Consider the following 18,751-nt stretch of genomic DNA (forward strand, 5'->3'; position numbering starts at 1 on the left):
CCCCGGTGCTGGACCACTGGCCGGAGGCACCCGGCCCGGGACTCGCGCCGACTGGTCCACTGGCGCGGATGTCCACCCGACGGTTCCACCCCCGAGCACCGCCCGGTTACCTTCGCCGCTCCAGTTGCCCCCCATTTCGCCGACAACGACATCCAGTCGCTCCGCTCAACGCCGAGCGCGAACACCGGGGATGCGTCATGTCCGACACCTTCGTCATCGTCAACACCGCCGCGGCGGTGCTCGCCACCGTCCTGCTGATCATCCGCTTCCGCGTGAACCCCGTGATCGCCCTGCTGGCCGGGGCCTCCTACCTCGGTCTGGCCTGCGGCCTCGGGGCGGACGGCACCATCGAGGCCATCACCCGCGGATTCGGGGACCTGATGGCCGAGATCGGCCTGCTCGTGGCCTTCGGCGTCCTCAGCGGCGCGCTGCTGCAGCGGTCCGGAGCCATCGAGCGGCTGGTCGAAGCCCTGCTGCGGTTCGTCGGCCCCCGGCGCATGCCGTACGCGCTGTCGATCACCGCGGCCACCGCGCTGCAGTCGATCTTCCTCGACGTGCTGGTGGTGATCACCGCACCGCTGGCCCGGCGGCTCGGACTGCGCATGGGCGGGGCCGGTGTGGCGCGCATGATCACCGCGCTCGCCATCGGCCTGGAGGTCGGCGTGGTCATGGTCGTGCCGGGCATCGGGTGCCTGGCGCTGGCCGGGCTGCTGGAGGTCCCGCTCGGCACGATGCTGCTCTACGGACTGCTGGTCGCGGTGCCCACCACCGCGCTCGCGGTCGGGGTGATGCAGCTGGTCTTCCGCCGCGGCTGGTGGAACGACCTCGACGAGCCCCCGGCACCCGACGATCCGGCACCCGACGACGCCCCGAGCCCGGGAGCGGGTGGAGCGCCGGACCGGACCGCGGCGTCGGGCGTGGCGACCGCGGCCCCACGCCAGCGGCAGGGCCGCACGCTGGTGCTGTTCACCCCGCTCCTGGTCGCGTTGTTGCTCATCGCCACCGGTGCGGTCCTCGACATCGCCGGCATCCGGATCGCGCCGCTGGCGTTCGCGTGCCACCCGGTGATCGCGCTGCTGCTCGGGTTGATCGGCACCATCGCCGTCACCCGCCGCGCGGCCGGTCCGGAGGCGGTGCAGGAAGCGCTGGGCAACGGGTTCCGCGACAGCGGCCAGATCCTCATCCTCAACGGCGTGGGCGGCTCGCTCGCGCTGACCATCGACAACATCGGGCTCGGCGACATCCTCGGTCGGCACTTCACCGCCCACACCGCCGCACCGCTGCTGGTGGTGTGGGTGATCGCCGCGGTGCTGCACATCGCGGTCGGTTCGGTGACCATCTCGGCCATCACCGCCGCGAGCATCCTCGCCCCGGTCGCCCCGGCGATCGGACTCGACCCGGTGTGGATCGCGCTGGCCGCGGGCGCGGGGTCGCTGTTCGCCATCCACGTCACCAGCAACACGTTCTGGCTGATGCAGTCGTTGGCCGGGCTGAGCACCCGCGGCACGCTCAAGACGTTCACGGTCGGGGTCTCGGTCGCCTCGGTCATCGGCATCGGCGTGATCGTGCCCCTCTCGGCCGTGCTGCCCTGAGGATCAGCGCCGCAACTCCTCGTGCATCTTGCGGATCAGCGGGGAGATCCGCGGCATCAGCCGGCGGCTGAGCACCACCTCGGTCGAGGTCCGCTCCACGCCGTCCACGGCGATGATGCGCTGCAGGACCTCCTCCAGCCCGGCGTTGTCCTTGGCCACCACCCGGCACAGCAGGTCGAAGTCACCCGCGACGGCGTTGGCCTCGATGACCTCCGGGATCCCGGCCAGGCCGGCGAGCGTGCGCTCCAGCTTGCCCTGCGCCAGGTTGAGCCGGACGTAGGCCAGCCCGGCGTAGCCCATCCCGGCCGGGTCGAACTGCGGCCGCCAGCTGATCAGCACGCCGAGCCGGCGCAGCTTGTCCACGCGGGATTGGACGGTGGCGCGGGCGACGCCGAGCCGGCGGGCGTACTCCCGCACCCCGGCCCTCGGCTCGTCGGCGATCAGTCGCAGCACCGCCGTGTCGAGCGGTTCGAACTTCGATGGCACGTGGCCCTCCTGGTCCTCGGCTGTGGGAGCCAGTTGCCCACAGCCGGACCCGCCTTGGCAAGCACCCGGCGCCGCACCGCCGGCGGCCGTGGCCACCTGCGCACCGGTGGACGCGCCGCGCCGCACCCGGGTGGACCAGTGGTACGAGTTCCGGGTCCACGATTGAAACACCGGACCACCTCGGTCCATCCTCTGCTGCACCGCGGTGTTCGCGCCCGCCGCCCCGAACGGGGCAGGCCGCGGCGGCAGGTGCGGGCGGACGTTCCGACGGAGGGGCCCATGGGAGAAACGCTCGCCGAGAAGGTCTGGAAGTCCCACGTCGTCCACGCCGAACCCGGACGCCACGACCTGCTCTACATCGACCTGCACCTGCTGCACGAGGTCAATACCCCGATCGCCTTCGACGGGCTGCGCACCGCCGGACGCACCGTGCGACGTCCGGACCTCACCCTCGGCACCGAGGACCACCTCGTGCCCACCGCGGACCTGTTCAAGACCATCGAGGAACCCGCGATGCGCCGCCAGGCGGCGCTGCTCGCGCGCAACTGCGCCGAGTTCGGCATCGAGGTCTACCACCGCGGCGACCGCCAACGCGGCATCGCGCACGTCATCGCCCCGGAGCTCGGCCTGGTGCACCCCGGCATGACCGTGGTGTGCTGCGACTCCCACACCACCACGATGGGAGCCTTCGGCGCCCTGGCGATCGGCATCGGCACCTCGCAGGTCGAGCACGTGCTGGCCACCCAGACGCTGCCGCTGACCCGCCCGAGGACGATGCGGGTCACCGTCACCGGAGAACTCGGCGCCGGCGTCACCGGCAAGGACCTCGTCCTCGCGCTCATCGCGCGGATCGGCACCGCGGGCGCCCAAGGCCACATCATCGAGTACCAGGGCAGCGCCATCGAGGCGCTGTCGATGGAAGCGCGCATGACGGTGTGCAACATGACCGTCGAAGCCGGCTCGCGGGCCGGGATGATCGCCCCCGACGAGACCACCTTCGCCTACCTGCGCGGCCGTCCGCACGCCCCGGACGGGCCCGGCTGGGACGCCGAACTCGCCCACTGGCGCACCGCGCGCTCGGACCCGGACGCGGTGTTCGACAAGGAGGTCGTGCTCGACGGCGCGTCGATCAGGCCGTTCGTCACCTGGGGCACCAACCCGGCGCAGGGCGTGCCGATCGACGGTGCGGTGCCGGACCCGGCTTCCTTCGCCGACGCGCACCAGCGGGCCGCGGCGCGGCGAGCGCTGACCTACATGGACCTCCGGCCCGGAACCCCGATGCGCGACATCGCCATCGACGCGATCTTCATCGGCTCCTGCACCAACGGCCGCATCGAGGACCTGCGCGCGGCGGCGGCGGTGCTGCGCGGTCGGCAGGTCGCCCCGCACGTGGAGACCTACGTGGTCCCGGGCTCCGACACCGTCCGCGCCCAGGCCGTCGCCGAAGGCCTGGACGCGGTCTTCGCGGCCGCGGGCGCCGCGCTGCGCACGTCCGGGTGTTCGCTGTGCGCGGCGGTCAACGAGGACCGGCTGCGACCCGGGCAGCGCGCGGCCTCGACCAACAACCGCAACTTCGAAGGCCGCCAAGGCAAGGGCGCCCGCACGCACGTCGTCTCCCCCGCCGTCGCCGCCGCCAGCGCGGTCGCCGGGCACCTCGCGACACCGGAGGACCTGTAGATGCAGGAGTTCACCGTCCACATCGGACAAGCGGCGCCGCTGCGCATCAGCGACGTCGACACCGACCAGATCATCCCGGTGCGCTTCCTCACCCGCCTGACCAAATCCGGGTACGGCCGGGACCTGTTCGCCGACTGGCGCGACGACCCCGATTTCGTCCTCAACCGCGCCCCCTACGACCAGGCGAGCATCCTGGTCGCCGGCAGCGACTTCGGCACCGGGTCCTCCCGGGAGGCGGCCGTCTACGCGCTGCTCGACCACGGCATCCGCACCGTGATCGCCCCCCGCTTCGGGGACATCTTCACCGGCAACGCCTACCAGAACGGGCTCCTGCCGGTCGCGGTGCCGGTCGCGGTCGTGGAACGGCTCTGGGAACTGCTCGCGGACGATCCCACCAGCCCGGTCACCGTCGACCTCGAACGCTGCCGGGTGCGAGCGGCCGGGATCGACGAGCCCTTCGAGGTCCCCGGCGAGGAACGCCACCGCCTCCTGCGCGGGCTCGACGACATCGCCCTCACCCTCCAGCACACCGACGCCATCGCCCGGTACGAACAGCACCGGCGCCCGGCGCTGCCCACCACGCCCCGGCTCCCCGCTCGCTGAGGTTCGCGTCGCCCCGCCGCCGTTCGGGCGCCCGGGACGCGGTGTGCGGGGCGCCTCAGGCGCCGAGGGAATCGCGCCAGAACAGTTCCGCCAGGCGGTCGATGGTGCGCTGCATCTGTTGCAGGGCCTCGGGAATCCGGTCGCGGCCGAACCGGCTCCGCGGGCCGTTGAGGGTCAGGACCGCGACGAGGGTTCCCGCGGTGTCCCGGATCGGGCGGGACAGCGAGAGGACTTCGTGCTCCAGCTCGTTGTCGATGATGGCGAAGCCCTGCTCCCGCACCTGGTCGAGTTCCTTGAGCAGCATCGCCCGGTCGGTGATGGTGTGCGGGGTGAAGGCGTCGAGCTTCTCGGGCAGCACCGCGCGCAGCTTGTCGAGCGGCTGCTCGGCGAGCAGCACCTTGCCGGTGGAGCTGGCGTGCATGGGGTAGCGCTGGCCGACCATGTTGCGGGACAGGACGCCGACCACGTGCGAACCCGCCGCCTCCGCGACCAGGTCGAGGCCGTCCTGCGCGTTCGGGATGGACAGGGTCACCGACTCGTTGAACTGGTCCGCCAGCTCCTGCAGCAGCGGCTGGGCGTGGGCCACCAGACCCGCGTACGGGTCGGCGTGGCGGCCGAGCCGGGCGAGTTCCCAGCCGAGGACGTAGTTGGTGTCGACGCGGTCGACCAGGCCGCCCTGTTCGAGGCTGTAGAGCAGGCGGAACGCGGTCGGCCGGCTCAGCCCCGTCGACTTGGCCAGCGTGGTGACCGTGGCCCCGGTGCGCGGTTGAGCGGCCAGTTCGCGGAGCAGGCGGACGGCTTTGGTCACCGACTTGTTGACCATGTCCGCATGCTCGGGCCCGTCGCCCATCGCCGTTCCGCCTCCTGCGACGCCGCAGCGTCGAACTCCGCTGGACCAATGCCGAGGGACCAGTTTACCAGGAGGGCGTTCACTTACTGGACGCGACGGTGCCGGGCGTCGCCTCCGCGGGACGTGCCGCACCGGGAGCCCGACGCGACCGGAGCATCGCGCGAGACCCCTTTCCGGCACCGCGGGTGCACCGGCTTTCGACCACCTCACTGCGGCTAGACGTTTGAAAAGTGAACGTAGTGTTCGACAACACGCAGTGTGAAGCAGCGCGGGACGCGTTGTCAATCCTCCTGCGCCGGGCGAACGTTCTTGACCCGACGGGAGCCGCTCTGCCAGAGTTCTCGGTCACATCGTTCACATTATGAACGACCCAAAGAGGGCGAAAGGCCCGACGCGGGCTCGTTCGGCTCGTGCAGCACGTCCCGGATGCCTGCCCGCTGCGGTCCGGCCGGGCAGGCCGCCGGCGTGCACCCCTACCGCAGGCACGAAGGGACCAAGCTGGTGGTCAACAACGCAGTTGAGAGCACCGCGCGCGGATCGGCCGCCCGGAGACGTTTCCTGATCAGGCTCACCGTCGTCGTCTCCGGTGGCATGTTCATCGACGGGTACGTCCTCGGCATCGTCGGCACCGTGATCGGCGCGATCAGCACCGAACTGGACATGTCGGTGTACGGGGAGGGACTGGTCGGCGCCTCCGCGCTGATCGGCATCTTCGCCGGCGGGCCGCTCGGCGGGTGGCTGGCGGACAAGTTCGGCCGCAAACCGATGTTCACGATCGACCTGGGCATCTTCGTGGTCGGCTCGGTGCTGCAGTTCGTCGTCGATTCGAGCTGGCAGCTGTTCGCCGTGCGGCTGCTGATGGGCGTCGCGATCGGCGCCGAGTACTCGATCGGCTGGCCCCTCATGGCGGAATTCGCCCCCGCCCGCCTTCGCGGCAGGTGCATGTCCTTCGCCGAGGTGGCCTGGTACATCGGCTTCGTGATGGCCTTCGTCGTCGGCTACGTGCTGACGACCGCCCACTCCGCCGATTGGCGCGTCGTGCTCGGGACCAGCACGCTGCCCGCCGTGGTCCTGTTCGTCGGCCGGCTGGGCATGCCGGAGTCGCCTCGCTGGCTGATGAGCAAGGGCCGGACCGAGGAGGCGGAGCGGATCGCCGACGCGTGGATCGAGGACGGCGCGGACCGCGCCGACATCACCGGCGAACAGCAGCGGCGGGGGACGTTCGGCATGCTCTTCTCCGCGCGGCACTGGCGTGCCACCGCTTTCATCTCGCTCTTCTGGTTCTGCACCGTCACGCCCTACTTCGCCATCGCGACGTTCTCGGCCAGCGTGCTCGCGCAGTACGGGCTCGGCGAAGACGGCTTGGCGGGGGCCATCGGGGTCAACGGGGTGGCCCTCGCGGGTGTCGTCGTCTCGTGCCTGCTCATCGACCGGCTCGGCCGGCGCAAGCTCATCATCCCCCAGCAGTGGGTGTGCGCCGTCGTCCTGGTGATCATCGGCCTGTGGACGTCCGCGCCGCCGCTGGTCGTCCTGAGCTGCTTCCTGGTCTTCGCCTTCGCCAACGCCATGTGCACCGCGCTGACCGGTGTCTACCCGGGCGAAGTGCTCCCCACCGAGATCCGCGGCCTGGGAACGGGTTTCGCCACCGCGGTCAGCCGGGTCGGCGCGGCCCTCGGGACGTTCCTGTTCCCCTGGTCCATGACCGACCTCGGTGCCGGACCGACGATGCTCGTCGCGGCCGCCGTCTGCGTCGTCGGGGCAGCGGTGTCCCAGGTGATGGCTCCGGAGACGGTGGGACGCGCCCTGCACGAGATCTCCGCCCCGGGTGGGCGGTGACGTCCCGCTCCCGGCATCACCCGGTGGCGCGCGGGCACCGCCCCGCGCGCCCTAGGTGAGCAGGCCCCGGGCGATCTCGCGCGCTTCGGCCAGCAGGCCCTCGCCGTGGATGCCGTGGTGGGCGAACGCCCCTTCCAGCAGCAGGAAGAGGTGGCGCGCCAGGCGCTCCGGCTCCGCGGCGCCGGGTTCGTGCTCGGCGATGAGCTCGCCGAGGCGGTCCTCGACGGACCGCTTGTGGTACCGGATGATGGCGTACGCGGGGTGGTCCGCGGGCAGCTCGGCGGCGGCGTTGAGGAAGGCGCACCCGCGCTTGCTGGTGCGGGCGTCCTCGGCGTAGACGTCGAAGAGAGTCAGCGCGCGGGGAGGCTCGGCGGCGGCGAGGCGCTCTTCCAGGCCCCGCCACCACCCCGAGTGGCGGTTCTTCAGGTAGGTCGCCACGAGGACGTCCTTGGCGCCGAAGTTGTTGTAGAGCGTGCGCTTGGTCACGCCGGATTCCGCGGCGATCGTGTCCACCCCGACGGCGTGGATGCCGCGGTCGTAGAACAGCTCGGAGGCGACTTCCAGGATGCGCCGCGCCCGCGGGGTCAGGTCCCCCGCGTCGGCCACCTCATGCTCCACGCCACACCACCTTGACTTTCACAGGGCTGTAAAAATACCTTGTCCAGCGTTATACAGACCAGTATAGGAGGTGTCGTGCTGCGGCGGCTCGGACCCGCGGTCCACGCCGACCCGCGATCCATCCAAGCTGCCGGTTCGGCGAACGCGCCCTTCGCCGCTGCGCACACCGCGAACGCCCGGCCGGTCCCGGCCGGGCGAAGCCGTGTCCCGCGAACGGCGCGCCCGCGCGGACCCTCCGGCGGTGCTTCGCCGGAGGTGCGACCGCCCACGCCGCTTCGAGCGCACCACTCGCGCACGGCGTCCCCGGCATCTCGCCGCGCACCGGCCCCGCCGCGCCGACGGCACCGCACGACACCACATCGCACGCAGAGTAAGGAGCACGTGTGGCTTCCCCAGCAGAAGCGGACCGGAGACCGAACCGCCTGGCCGAGGTCTGGCGCGGCCTGTCCAAGCCGGTGTTCGTACCGGCGCTGCTGATCATCCTCGTCGCCCTGGCCTTCGCCACGTGGTACGGGGCCGCCTACGGCGACGACGCCGAGACGGCGTTCACGAAACTGCGGGACGGCATCGGCAGCACGGTCGGCTGGTGGTACGTCCTCGTCGTCACGACCTTCCTGGTCTTCGCGTTCTGGGCGGCGCTGTCCAAAGTGGGCAACATCCGGCTCGGACGGGACGACGAGCGGCCGGAGTTCTCGCGGTTCTCCTGGTTCGCCATGCTGTTCTCCGCCGGCATGGGCATCGGCCTCGTCTTCTGGGGCGTGGCCGAACCGCTGAACCACCTGATGTCCCCGCCGGAGATCGCGGGCAACGCAGCGGGCACGGCGGAGGCCGGCCGCGCCGCCATCGGCCAGGCGCTGTTCCACTGGGGGCTGCACGCGTGGGGCATCTACGTCGTCGTGGGGCTCGGGCTGGCCTACATGTCCTTCCGCCGCGGTCGCCCGCTGTCGATCCGGTGGCTGCTCGAACCGGTCTTCGGCCGCAAGCTGATCGAGTCCTGGGTCGGCCACGCCATCGACGTGTTCGCCATCGTCGGCACCATCTTCGGCGTCGCCACCTCGCTCGGGCAGGGGGCGCTGCAGCTGCAGGCCGGCCTGGTCCACCTCGGGTGGTTCAGCCCGTCCAACACCCTGCTCCTGGGACTGGTGGTGGTGGTCACCGCGGTGGGCACCCTGTCCGTGGTCAGCGGCCTGAACAAGGGCGTGCGCTGGCTCTCCAACGCCAACATGACGCTGGCGGCCGTGCTGGCCCTCTGCGTGCTGCTGGTCGGGCCGACGGTCTTCCTGTTCCAGTCGATGGTCCAGAACACCGGTGAGTACCTCCAGACGATCCCGGAGCTGATGTTCGTCACCGGCGCCGGCGCCACCGACGGCTGGACGCTGAGCTGGACCTTGTTCAACCAGGGGTGGTTCCTGAGCTGGGCACCGTTCGTGGGCATGTTCATCGCCCGCATCTCCCGCGGCCGCACCATCCGGGAGTTCATCCTCGGCGTCATGCTGGCACCCACGGTCATCGCGATCCTCTGGTTCACGATCTTCGGCAGCACCGGGATCCTCCACCAGTTGCGGAACGGTTCGATGGTCGGCGCGGACGGCACCATCGACACCAACACGTCGTTGTTCCTGCTGTTCGAGAACCTCCCCGTGGGCGGGGGGATCGTGGTCGCGCTGTCGGTGATCGCCCTCCTGGTGATCACGTTGTTCTTCATCACCTCCTCGGACTCCTGCTCGCTGGTGGTGGACGTCCTCTCGCACGGCGGGCGCACCGAGACGCCGCGCGCGACGCGCGTGTTCTGGGCGGTGATCATCGGCGTGGTCGGCGCCTTGCTGCTGCTCGCCGGCGGGGAAGCCGCGCTCACCGTGCTCCAGGTCAGCTCGATCGCCGGTGCTGCGCCGCTGTCGATCATCTACGCGCTGGCCGTGATCGCGCTGGTGCGGATGTTGCGCTTCGAGATGGCCACCATGCCGCGCTACGTGCGCATCCGGCCCCAGGCCACCCCGTCGGCGCTGGTGGCGACCGCCCGCAAGGAGGCCGACGACGAGGAGGAGCTCCACCGCAGCCTCCGCGAACTGCTCAAGGAGCACGGCGGGCAGGCGGCGCAGCCGCGCGGTCGCTTCAAGGGCGCCTCCGCGGCGCTCGGCGGACTCGAAACGGCCGCGGCCGGGAACCCGACCGCACCGGCCGCCCGCGGTGCGGACACCACGGTGCTGGCCGTCCACGACGTCCCGGCGCACGCCACCACGGTGGACTTCGAGACCGGCGCCATCGGGCTGGACGGCGACTCCACCTTCCGCGACCCCATCGCGGGCGAGGTCTTCGACACGCCGGAGTTCACCGCCTCCGCCGTCGGGGCCGAGCACGAGACCGAGGAGCTGCTCCGGAAGTACGCGCCCGGCAACGGCCGCTGAGCCGGAGCCGGTCGCCGAGGAACGGGGGCGTCAGCACGCGCGGTGCTGGCGCCCCCGTCGTGCTACCGGCCCCGGCGAGCGGCTCGGCGGTTCACGCGAGCTGCCCGAGCAGGTGGCCCATGCGATCGCGCTTGGCCGCCAGGTAGTGCGCGTTGTGCTCGTTCGGCTCGGCTTCGAGCGGGAGCCGCTCGCTGATGGTGATCCCGCACTCGGCGAGGGCGCGGCACTTGTCCGGGTTGTTGGTCATGAGCCGCGCGGATCCGACGCCGAGCCCGGCGAGGATGCGGGCCGCCGGCAGGTAGTCCCGGCTGTCGACCGGCAACCCCAGCGCCTGGTTGGCTTCGAGGGTGTCCATGCCGTGCCGCTGCTGGAGCTCGTAGGCGCGGAGCTTGTGCCCGAGCCCGATCCCCCGCCCTTCGTGGCCCCGCAGGTAGACGATGACGCCCCGCCCCGCGGCGGCGACCGCTTCCACGGCCATCCGCAGCTGGGCGCCGCAATCGCAGCGCAGCGACCCGAGGAGATCACCGGTGAGGCACTCGCTGTGCAACCGGACGAGCACGTCCTCGGCGCCCTCGACGTCCCCCATCACCAGCGCGAGGTGTTCGGCACCGCCGGCCTCGGACCGGTAGCTGATCGCGCGGAAGAGGCCGAGATCGGTCGGGAGCTCGGCCTGCCCGGTGCGCCGGACCGCGCTGCCGTGCTGCGGCATCCACTCGACGAGCTCGGCGATGGAGATCATCGGGATGCCGTGCCGGACGGCGAAGCGGTCCAGCTCCGGGCGGCGCATCATGTCCCGGCGATCGGGGCTCACGACCTCGCAGAGCAGCGCCGCACCGCTCAACCCGGCCAGGCGGCACAGGTCGACACCGGCCTCGGTGTGCCCGGTGCGGTGCAGCACGCCTCCGGACTTCGCCCGCAAGGGCAGGACGTGGCCGGGACGGGCCAGGTCCGAGGGCGCGAGCAGGGGGTCCGCGAGCGCGCGGATCGTGCTGGCGCGGTCCGCCGCGCTGATCCCGGTGGTCGTCCCGTGCTTGTGGTCGACGCTGACCAGGAACGCGGTGCCGTGGCTCTCGGTGTTGGTCGCGACCATCAGGTCGAGCTGGAGGGCGTCCGCCCGGTGCTCGTCGATGGCCACGCACAGGAAACCGGAGGTGTGCCGGAGGAAGAACGCGACGTCGTCGGTGGTCGCGTGCTCGGCGGCCATGATGAGGTCGCCTTCGTCCTCGCGGTCCGCGTCATCGACGACGAGGACCATCCCGCCGGCGGCGAGTGCGGCGATGGCTTCGGGAATGCTCGACGAGGGCATCGATCTTCTCCTGCGCACGGGTATCGCTCGGGTTGGACGCTCCCCGCGGCGCGCGGACCGGACGAGCGCGGTCCGGCGTGGCGCCGTCGTGATCAGCGCAGCAAACCGATCTATTCGTTCACTATCCGAACGTTGATGACGATGCCACCGCGCGGCAGCCGGGTCAAGCGCGAAAGTCTGCACCAGAACCGCAGAACTCGGGGTTGACGCCGAAAGCGGCCGAGGTCACAATACCGGCTAAGCGTTCGTATATTGAACGAACTGTTCGTCTTTTCGTGAGTCATCACCGAGTCCGCCGCTGCCGGAAGGGCGCCGCCGCTCCGCGTCGGGTTCCGCCGCGAGGTGTCCGGCCCGTTCGGGAGTCGAATCGCGAGGGAGTGCTGTCACCGTGACCGAGAAAGCTGACGTCGTCGTGGTCGGCGGCGGGATCGCCGGGCTGATCACGGCCCGCGAGCTCGGCCGGCAGGGCGTTCGCGTCGTCGTGCTGGAAGCCAGGGACCGGCTGGGCGGCCGGGTGTGGACCGACCACCGCCTCGGCCGCGACCTGGAGCTCGGCGGGACCTGGTTGCACTGGGTGCAGCCGCACGCGTGGGCCGAAGTCACCCGGTACGGCCTCGAGGTGACCCGCGGACCGCGCCCCGAAGAGGCGTACTGGCTGGCCGGTGACGAGGTCCGGTCGGGAACCCTCGACGCCTTCATGGAGCTGATCGACCCGGGCATGCGCCGGCTCCTGGACGGGACGATGCGGTGGATCCCGCGCCCGGACGCGCCCGCCGCCGCACCCGGGCTCGCGTCGGTGGACGGCTTCAGCGTCCAGGACAAGCTCGACGAGCTGGACCTGCCGGTCGAGGAGTACCGCGCGAACGAGGCCGCCTGGGTCGGGCACTTCAACGCCCCCCTCCAGGACGGCGCGTTCACCAGCGCGCTGCGCTGGACCGCCGCCACCGGGGGCTCGTGGCACCTCATGCACGAGGCTTCCGCGGTGTTCCGCCTCGCCGCGGGGACCCGGTCGCTGGTCGAGGCCATCGTCGCGGACACCCGCGCCGACTTCCGCACCTCCACCGAGGTGCGCCACGTCGAGCACCACCCGGACGGCGCCGTGGTGACCACCGCCGCGGGAGAGCGCATCGAGGCGGGCCGGGTCGTCCTGACCCTGCCCCAGAACCTCCTCGGTGGACTGGCCGTCGAGCCGGAGCTCAGCGCCGGGAAGCGGGCCGCGAGCGAGGAGGGGACCGCGTCGCGGGGCGTGAAGATCTGGATCCGCGTGCGCGGGCCGATCGCCCCGTTCTTCGCCTACTCCTCCGCCGCGCACCCGCTGTCGGTCGCGCGCACCGAGTACGTCGGCGACGACGACGCCGTGCTGGTGTCCTTCGGCGCCGACTCGCGGCGGATCTCACCGCACGACATCGACGCCGTCCGGGAGGCGCTGCGGGTGTGGCGGGACGACCTCGAGGTCCTCGAGGTCACCGGGCACGACTGGATGGCCGACCCGCGCTCGCGGGAGACCTGGCTGATGCAGCGCCCGCACCAGCTCACCCGCTACTCCGAGGAGCAGCGGCGCCCCGAAGGCGTCCTGCACTTCGCCAGCAGCGACAACGCCACCGTGTGGGCGGGCTTCATCGACGGCGCCATCGAGAGCGGGCTGCGCGTCGCCCGCGAGATCGGCGCGGACCTCGGCGCCGCGCGCTGACCCCGGCACCCGAATGGGAGGGAACGCGATCATGACCACGTCGTCTCCAACGATCGAGGCACGCCACTTCCGCGACGTGATGGGGCACCTGCCCACCGGTGTCGTCGTCGTGGCGGGCCGCGAACCGCGCACCGGGACCCCGGCGGGACTCGTCGTCGGGACCTTCCAGTCGCTGTCGCTGGACCCACCGCTGGTCAGCTTCAGCGTCGCGACGACCTCGACCAGCTGGCCGAAGATCCGCCCGGCCGGGTACTTCAGCGCCAGCGTCCTCGCCGACGGGCAGGACGACGTCTGCCGCGCGCTGTCGAGCAGGGGTCCGGACAAGTTCGCCGCGGTGGGGTGGCACGAATCCGGCGACGGCAGCCCGCAGATCTCCGGCGCGCACGCCTGGATCGACTGCCGGGCGGTGCACGAGCTGGCGGGCGGGGACCACCGCATCGTGATCGCCGAGGTGCGCGCCCTGCGAGCGGGCACCGGTGCACCGCTGGTCTTCCACCGCGGCCGGTTCGGCGGGTACCGCGCGATTCCCGCCTGAGCACGACACGAGCGCACCACCCACGACGGGACCTCCACCGACCTCATGGACAGGAGTGGACGATGACGTCTCACCGCATGCGGCTGTTCGCCTTCGACTTCCAGGGCCCCGCGCACCTCTCGGCCGGGCTGTGGCGGCACGAGCTGGACCAGGGCTCGCGCTACAAGGACCTGCGCTACTGGACCGACTACGCCAAGCTCCTCGAACAGGCCCGGTTCGACGGCGTGTTCTTCGCCGACAACGTCGGCTACCACGACGTCTACCAGGGCAGCGCCGCCTGCGCGCTCGCCGACGCGGCCCAGATCCCGGCCAACGATCCCTTCCTCGTCGTCTCGGCGATGGCCGCCGCCACCGAGCACCTCGGCTTCGGCCTGACCGGGTCCACCTCGTACGAGCACCCCTACGCGCTGGCCCGCCGGTTCAGCACCCTCGACCACCTCACCGAGGGGCGGATCGGCTGGAACCTGGTGACCTCCTACGCCGACAGCGCCGCGCGCAACCTCGGCAACGGCAGGCTGACCCCGCACGACGAGCGCTACGCCGTGGCCGCCGAGCACCTCGAGGTCTGCTACAAGCTGTGGGAAGGCTCCTGGGAGGACGACGCCGTCGTCCGCGACGCCGCCCGCGGCGTCTACGTCGATCCGGAGCGCGTGCACGACATCGACCACCGCGGGACGTACTTCACCGTGCCCGGGTTCGCGCTGTGCGAGCCCTCCCCGCAGCGCACCCCCGTCCTGTTCCAGGCGGGCGGGTCGTCGAGGGGGCGGGCGCTGGCCGCGGCCGGCGCGGAAGGGGTCTTCGTCAACGCCGTCTCCAAGCCCGCGCTCAAGCGGCAGGTCGACGCGCTGCGCGCGCTGGCCGTCGAGCACGGTCGCGACCCGGACGGCCTGAAGGTGCTGCAGATGCTCAACGTGGTCTGCGCCCCGACCGACGAGCTGGCGCACGCCAAGTACGAGGAGTACCGCCGGATGGTGAGCTACTCCGGCGCGATGGCCCGCTACAGCGGGTGGACCGCGCTCGACATGTCCCGGTTCGACCCGGACGTGCCGCTCAGGCACGTCAAGACCGAGGCCGGGCAGACCATGGTGGACCTGTTCTCGAAGATGGACCCCGACAAGGAGTGGACCCCCCGGGACATCGCCGAATTCATGGGCATCGGCGGCACCGGCCCCACCATCGTGGGTTCCCCGGCGACCGTCGCCGACGAGCTGATCCGCTGGGTCGAGGAGACCGGCATCGCCGGCTTCAACCTCGCGCATGCCGTGAAGTACCGGGACATCGCCGACTTCGTCGAGCTCGTCGTGCCGGAGCTGCAACGCCGCGGAGCGATGTGGACCGAGTACGCCGGGTCGACCCTGCGGGAGAAGCTCTACGGCCCGGGAACCGTGCGGCTGCTCGACGACCACCCCGGAACCCGGTTCCGCCACCACGCCGCCGTCGGCGCCGCGCGCTGACCCGCCTGCCGGAAGGGGACGACACCATGCGGACCAGCGAACTCCGGGGAGTCGCGACGGCGCTGCGGGACGCGCGCCGGACCGGGGTGCCGATCACCGCACCCTCGAAGACCGGACCGCACCTCGACGCGGACGAGGCGTTCGAGGTCCAGCGGATCAACGCCGAGGCCGCCGTGGCCGACGGGGACCGCGTCGTCGGGTACAAGCTGGGCAACATCGCCAAGGCCATGCAGGACGCCTTCGGCCTCGACCAGCCCGACTACGGGCACCTGCTGGCCACGACGTTCGCCTACGAGGGCACCGAGGTGGACCGGACGCGGTTCATCGCACCGTTCGTCGAACTCGAACCGGGCTTCGTCCTGAAGCGCCACCTCCGCGGCCCCCACCTCACCGTGGCCGACGTCATCGACGCGATCGAGTACGCGGTCCCCGCCATCGAGATCATCGACTCCCGCATCCAGGACTGGGCGATCGAGCTGCCCGACACCCTCGCGGACAACGGATCGACCGGCGCGGTGATCCTCGGCGGGACGCCGCGGCGCATCACCGACCTCACCTTGAGCGATACCCCGGGGTCCCTGCGGTGCAACGGCAGGCGCGTGATGACGGGCAACACCCGCAACGTCCTGGGCAACCCGCTGGCCGCCACCGCGTGGCTGTGCAACCGGCTGGCGCCGCACGGTGTGGAGTTCGAGCCCGGGCAGGTCATCCTCCCCGGCAGCTGCCTGGAAGCGGTGCCGATGGACTCGACCGACCGCTCCCGGACCGACCGCTCTCGGGCCATGCACTGGTCGGGGACGTTCGACGGCTGGGGCTCGGTCGAGTTCGAGGTTCCCGCGAGCACGGCGACGGAGGTCTGATGCGCATCGAACGGATCGACGTGTTCCAGGTGGATCTCCCCTACTCCGGCGGGGTGTACCGGCTCTCCGGCGGCCGGGAGTACCGCGGCTTCGACGCGACCGTCGTGCGCGTCCGCACCGAGGACGGGATCGAGGGGTGGGGCGAGAGCACGCCGTTCGGCTCGACCTTCGTCGCCGCCCACGCCCTCGGCGTGCGCTCCGGGATCGCCGAGATCGCCCCGAAGCTCCTCGGTCTCGACCCGAGGCGCGTCGACCGGATCAACGACGCGATGGACGCGGCGCTGGTCGGTCACGAGCACGCCAAGAGCGCGCTCGACGTCGCGTGCTGGGACGTGTTCGGCAAGTCGGTCGGGCTCCCCGTCTGCGAACTGCTGGGCGGCCGGACCGGGGTCGCGATGCCGGTGATCTCCTCGATCCCGATGGGCGGTCCGGACGAGATGCGCGAGCTGGTCGCCCGGCACCGCGCGCTGGGCTACCTCGGCCACTCGATCAAGATCGGCGGCGAGCCCGCCGAGGACGCCGAACGGATCGCGGCGTCGTTGGCGGACCGGGAACGGGGCGAGTTCTTCCTGGTCGACGCCAACGGCGGCATGACCGTCGAGAGCGCCCTGCGCATGGTCCGGCTGCTGCCGCCGGGGCTCGATGTCGTGCTGGAGTCGCCGTGCGCCACGTGGCGCGAATCCCTGGCGCTGCGGCGGCGCACCGACGTCCCCATCGTGTTCGACGAGCTGGCGATCGACACCGCCTCGGTCGTCCAGGCGATCGCCGACGACGCGGTGGAAGGCATCGGGATCAAGATCTCCAAGAACGGCGGGCTCACCCGGGGACGGCGGCTGCGGGACCTCTGCGCCGCGGCGGGGTACGCGGTCAGCGTCCAGGAGACGACAGGATCCGACATCGCCTTCGCCGCGATCGTGCACCTCGCCCAGACCGTCCCCGAGCGGTACCTCCGGTGCGTGCTGGAATGCCGGGACATGGTCTCGCTCACGACCGCGGACGGTTCCTTCGACGTGGTCGGCGGACGCGTCGTCGCCCCCGACGCGCCGGGGCTGGGCGTGGCGCCGCGGCAGGACGTGCTGGGCGATCCCGTCGCCGCTTACCACTGATCCGGCCGCCGCTCGCCGAGCGGGGCGGCGGCCGGATCCGCGACCGGCTACTCGGGCCCGGTGGCGGCGAGGATGGCGTCGCGGCGCCGCCGTTCGTCGTGCTCGATGGCGCGGGCGCGGTGCAGGGTCGCCCAGGCCTCGTGCGCCGGGACCACGACGACCCCGTCCTCGTCGGCCGCGATGAGATCGCCGGGGCGGGCGACGACGCCGCCGACGGCCACCGGGACGTCGACCTGCCCGGGACCGTTCTTGTACGGGCCTGCCGGGTTCGCCGCGCGGGCCCAGACCGGGAACCCGAGCCGCTCCAGCTCGGCGATGTCGCGGGCGGCACCATCGATGACCATGCCGGTGATCCCCCGCGCGCGGGCCCGTTCGGCGATGAGCTCACCGATGAGCGCCCGGCTGGTGTCGCCGTGGCCGTTGACGACCAGGAGATCGCCCGGCCGGGCGGTGGCCAGCGCGCGATGCACGGCCTGGTTGTCGCCGCGGGGAACCCAGACGGTGCGGGCGCGGCCGACCGCTCGTGCGCCCTTCCACAGCGGGCGGATACCGCCGTCGAGCAGGCCCATCCGGTCGCGGGCGTCGCCGATGGCGGCCACCGCCAAGGACGCGCAGGCGGTGCGCAGGTCGTCGGTGGCGCCCTGCTGCTCGTCGGCGAGGGCGTGGTGCACCTCGGCGGTCGCCCGGGTCATGGGTCCGCGCTGGCCGAGGGCGTCGAGCAGCGCGACGGCGGCGTCGGCCTCCCCCGCGCGGCGCGCGGCGTGCCTGGCGGTGCCGGTGCGCAGCCGTTCGCGGGTGGCGGCCCCGCTGCTCAGCTCGCCGTCGATCTGCTCGGCGACCCAGTCCTCCGCGCCCGCCGCCCGGGCGGCCTGCAACGACTCGGTGATCAGCGCGCCGAGCCCCTTCATGAAGGTGCTGCGCAGCAGCTTGCGCGCGGAAGCCGCGCCGGCCGTCCCGGCGATGGTCTCGGCGCGGGCCCCGAACGCGGTGAAGTGGTCGGTCACCGCCGCGGCCGCCTGCCCGCTGACGAGCACGTGGGTGGCGACGCCGAAGCGCGGGACGGAGCCGATCACCGAGACGTCGGCGAAGCGCTCCGCACCGACGATCGCGGCGAGGGATTCCTTGAGCTCGGGCGAGCCGGCGTTCATGTCGGCGTAGACCGCCGCGTCCGCGAGGTGCCCGGCCACCGCTTCGGCGGCGGCAGCGGCGTGCGCGCCACCGACCAGGCTCAGCACCAGATCCGCTCCGGCGGCGGCCTCGGCGGCGGTCCCGGCCCTCGCGACACCGGCGGGGGTCGCCGCCGGTCCCGGGTCGTAGCCGGTGACCGTCCAGCCGCGTTCGGCCAGGCCCGCGCCGTAGCGGGCACCGGCTTCGCCGAGGCCGAGGACGCAAACGTGCATGAGGGGCTCCTTCGTGGGTGGCGGGCGCTCCCGGTCGGGGACGCGCCCGGGCGCGGATTCAGTCCTGGGCGTCGCCGGGGCCGGAGTCCGGCAGGTAGCTCCCGGCGAAGGCGACGAGACCGAAGACGACGGCGGCGGTGATGCTGGGCAGCAGCAGCACGTCCGAAGCACCGGTGACCACCCCGGGCCGCAGCAGCAGCACGCCGATGACCTGGGTGGCGACGAGGAGCACCGCCAGGGCCAGGAAGACCAGCAAGGTGGTGACGAACAGGATGCGGATCGGTTTCCGGAGGCGGTGGCGCGCGGTGGTGGTCATGGGTCGCTCCTGCGAGG

General features: G+C 72.0%; 16 protein-coding genes. 10 read left to right on the forward strand and 6 right to left on the reverse strand.

Going from position 1 to position 18,751, the window contains the following annotated elements; all coding sequences use genetic code 11:
* Nucleotides 1-197 precede the first annotated feature (197 nt).
* Nucleotides 198-1,592 (forward strand): GntP family permease, encoded by a 1,395-nt coding sequence (locus tag ABD976_RS10615; RefSeq protein ID WP_345361124.1) that lies wholly within the window; start codon nucleotides 198-200, stop codon nucleotides 1,590-1,592.
* A 3-nt stretch (nucleotides 1,593-1,595) separates the two neighbouring features.
* Here the strand turns inward: ABD976_RS10615 and ABD976_RS10620 are convergent, their stop codons facing one another.
* Nucleotides 1,596-2,078 carry an Lrp/AsnC family transcriptional regulator gene (locus ABD976_RS10620; RefSeq protein WP_345361127.1) on the reverse strand — a complete coding sequence of 161 codons (483 nt, stop codon included), beginning with the start codon at nucleotides 2,076-2,078 and terminating at the stop codon, nucleotides 1,596-1,598.
* Nucleotides 2,079-2,357: 279 nt separating this feature from the next.
* Between ABD976_RS10620 and leuC the strand changes: the two genes are divergently transcribed.
* Both leuC and leuD read left to right on the forward strand, forming a co-directional pair.
* Nucleotides 2,358-3,755 (forward strand): 3-isopropylmalate dehydratase large subunit, encoded by a 1,398-nt coding sequence (gene leuC, locus ABD976_RS10625; RefSeq protein ID WP_345361130.1) that lies wholly within the window; start codon nucleotides 2,358-2,360, stop codon nucleotides 3,753-3,755.
* The gene (gene leuD / locus ABD976_RS10630; protein WP_345361133.1) at nucleotides 3,756-4,358 is read left to right on the forward strand and encodes a 3-isopropylmalate dehydratase small subunit; all 603 of its coding nucleotides are present in this window, start codon (nucleotides 3,756-3,758) and stop codon (nucleotides 4,356-4,358) included.
* Nucleotides 4,359-4,413: 55 nt separating this feature from the next.
* On the opposite strand, the gene ABD976_RS10635 is transcribed toward leuD, so the two are convergent.
* Nucleotides 4,414-5,208 (reverse strand): IclR family transcriptional regulator, encoded by a 795-nt coding sequence (locus ABD976_RS10635; protein ID WP_345361136.1) that lies wholly within the window; start codon nucleotides 5,206-5,208, stop codon nucleotides 4,414-4,416.
* A 426-nt stretch (nucleotides 5,209-5,634) separates the two neighbouring features.
* On the opposite strand from ABD976_RS10635, the gene ABD976_RS10640 reads away from it, so the two are divergent.
* On the forward strand, nucleotides 5,635-7,044 hold the full coding sequence (locus ABD976_RS10640; protein ID WP_345361139.1) for an MFS transporter: 1,410 nt from the start codon (nucleotides 5,635-5,637) through the stop codon (nucleotides 7,042-7,044).
* Between the two features lie 51 nt (nucleotides 7,045-7,095).
* Here ABD976_RS10640 and ABD976_RS10645 read toward each other — a convergent pair whose 3' ends face one another.
* Complete coding sequence (locus ABD976_RS10645; RefSeq protein ID WP_345361142.1) at nucleotides 7,096-7,662, reverse strand: TetR/AcrR family transcriptional regulator; 567 nt, start codon at nucleotides 7,660-7,662, stop codon at nucleotides 7,096-7,098.
* Between the two features lie 383 nt (nucleotides 7,663-8,045).
* Between ABD976_RS10645 and ABD976_RS10650 the strand changes: the two genes are divergently transcribed.
* The gene (locus ABD976_RS10650; protein WP_345361145.1) at nucleotides 8,046-10,067 is read left to right on the forward strand and encodes a BCCT family transporter; all 2,022 of its coding nucleotides are present in this window, start codon (nucleotides 8,046-8,048) and stop codon (nucleotides 10,065-10,067) included.
* Between the two features lie 91 nt (nucleotides 10,068-10,158).
* On the opposite strand, the gene ABD976_RS10655 is transcribed toward ABD976_RS10650, so the two are convergent.
* Complete coding sequence (locus tag ABD976_RS10655) at nucleotides 10,159-11,373, reverse strand: bifunctional 3,4-dihydroxy-2-butanone-4-phosphate synthase/GTP cyclohydrolase II (protein ID WP_345361148.1); 1,215 nt, start codon at nucleotides 11,371-11,373, stop codon at nucleotides 10,159-10,161.
* A gap of 388 nt (nucleotides 11,374-11,761) precedes the next feature.
* On the opposite strand from ABD976_RS10655, the gene ABD976_RS10660 reads away from it, so the two are divergent.
* The 5 genes from ABD976_RS10660 to ABD976_RS10680 all read left to right on the forward strand — a co-directional run bounded on the left by ABD976_RS10660 (nucleotide 11,762) and on the right by ABD976_RS10680 (nucleotide 17,018).
* Entirely contained in the window at nucleotides 11,762-13,063 is a 1,302-nt protein-coding gene (locus ABD976_RS10660; protein WP_345361151.1) for a flavin monoamine oxidase family protein, read from the forward strand.
* Nucleotides 13,064-13,094: 31 nt separating this feature from the next.
* Nucleotides 13,095-13,598 carry a flavin reductase family protein gene (locus ABD976_RS10665; protein WP_345361154.1) on the forward strand — a complete coding sequence of 168 codons (504 nt, stop codon included), beginning with the start codon at nucleotides 13,095-13,097 and terminating at the stop codon, nucleotides 13,596-13,598.
* A 62-nt stretch (nucleotides 13,599-13,660) separates the two neighbouring features.
* On the forward strand, nucleotides 13,661-15,052 hold the full coding sequence (locus tag ABD976_RS10670; RefSeq protein WP_345361157.1) for an LLM class flavin-dependent oxidoreductase: 1,392 nt from the start codon (nucleotides 13,661-13,663) through the stop codon (nucleotides 15,050-15,052).
* 26 nt (nucleotides 15,053-15,078) lie between these two features.
* On the forward strand, nucleotides 15,079-15,912 hold the full coding sequence (locus ABD976_RS10675; RefSeq protein ID WP_345361160.1) for a 2-keto-4-pentenoate hydratase: 834 nt from the start codon (nucleotides 15,079-15,081) through the stop codon (nucleotides 15,910-15,912).
* Nucleotides 15,912-17,018 (forward strand): mandelate racemase/muconate lactonizing enzyme family protein, encoded by a 1,107-nt coding sequence (locus tag ABD976_RS10680; protein WP_345361163.1) that lies wholly within the window; start codon nucleotides 15,912-15,914, stop codon nucleotides 17,016-17,018. Before ABD976_RS10675 ends, ABD976_RS10680 begins: the two co-directional genes overlap by 1 nt.
* A gap of 47 nt (nucleotides 17,019-17,065) precedes the next feature.
* Here the strand turns inward: ABD976_RS10680 and ABD976_RS10685 are convergent, their stop codons facing one another.
* Both ABD976_RS10685 and ABD976_RS10690 read right to left on the reverse strand, forming a co-directional pair.
* Nucleotides 17,066-18,418 carry an RraA family protein gene (locus tag ABD976_RS10685; protein ID WP_345361166.1) on the reverse strand — a complete coding sequence of 451 codons (1,353 nt, stop codon included), beginning with the start codon at nucleotides 18,416-18,418 and terminating at the stop codon, nucleotides 17,066-17,068.
* Nucleotides 18,419-18,476: 58 nt separating this feature from the next.
* Nucleotides 18,477-18,734: a hypothetical protein gene (locus ABD976_RS10690; RefSeq protein ID WP_345361169.1), complete on the reverse strand. Its 258-nt coding sequence runs from the start codon at nucleotides 18,732-18,734 to the stop codon at nucleotides 18,477-18,479.
* Nucleotides 18,735-18,751: the final 17 nt, after the last annotated feature.

The sequence above is a fragment of the Saccharopolyspora cebuensis genome (assembly GCF_039542665.1).
GTDB lineage: Bacteria > Actinomycetota > Actinomycetes > Mycobacteriales > Pseudonocardiaceae > Saccharopolyspora > Saccharopolyspora cebuensis.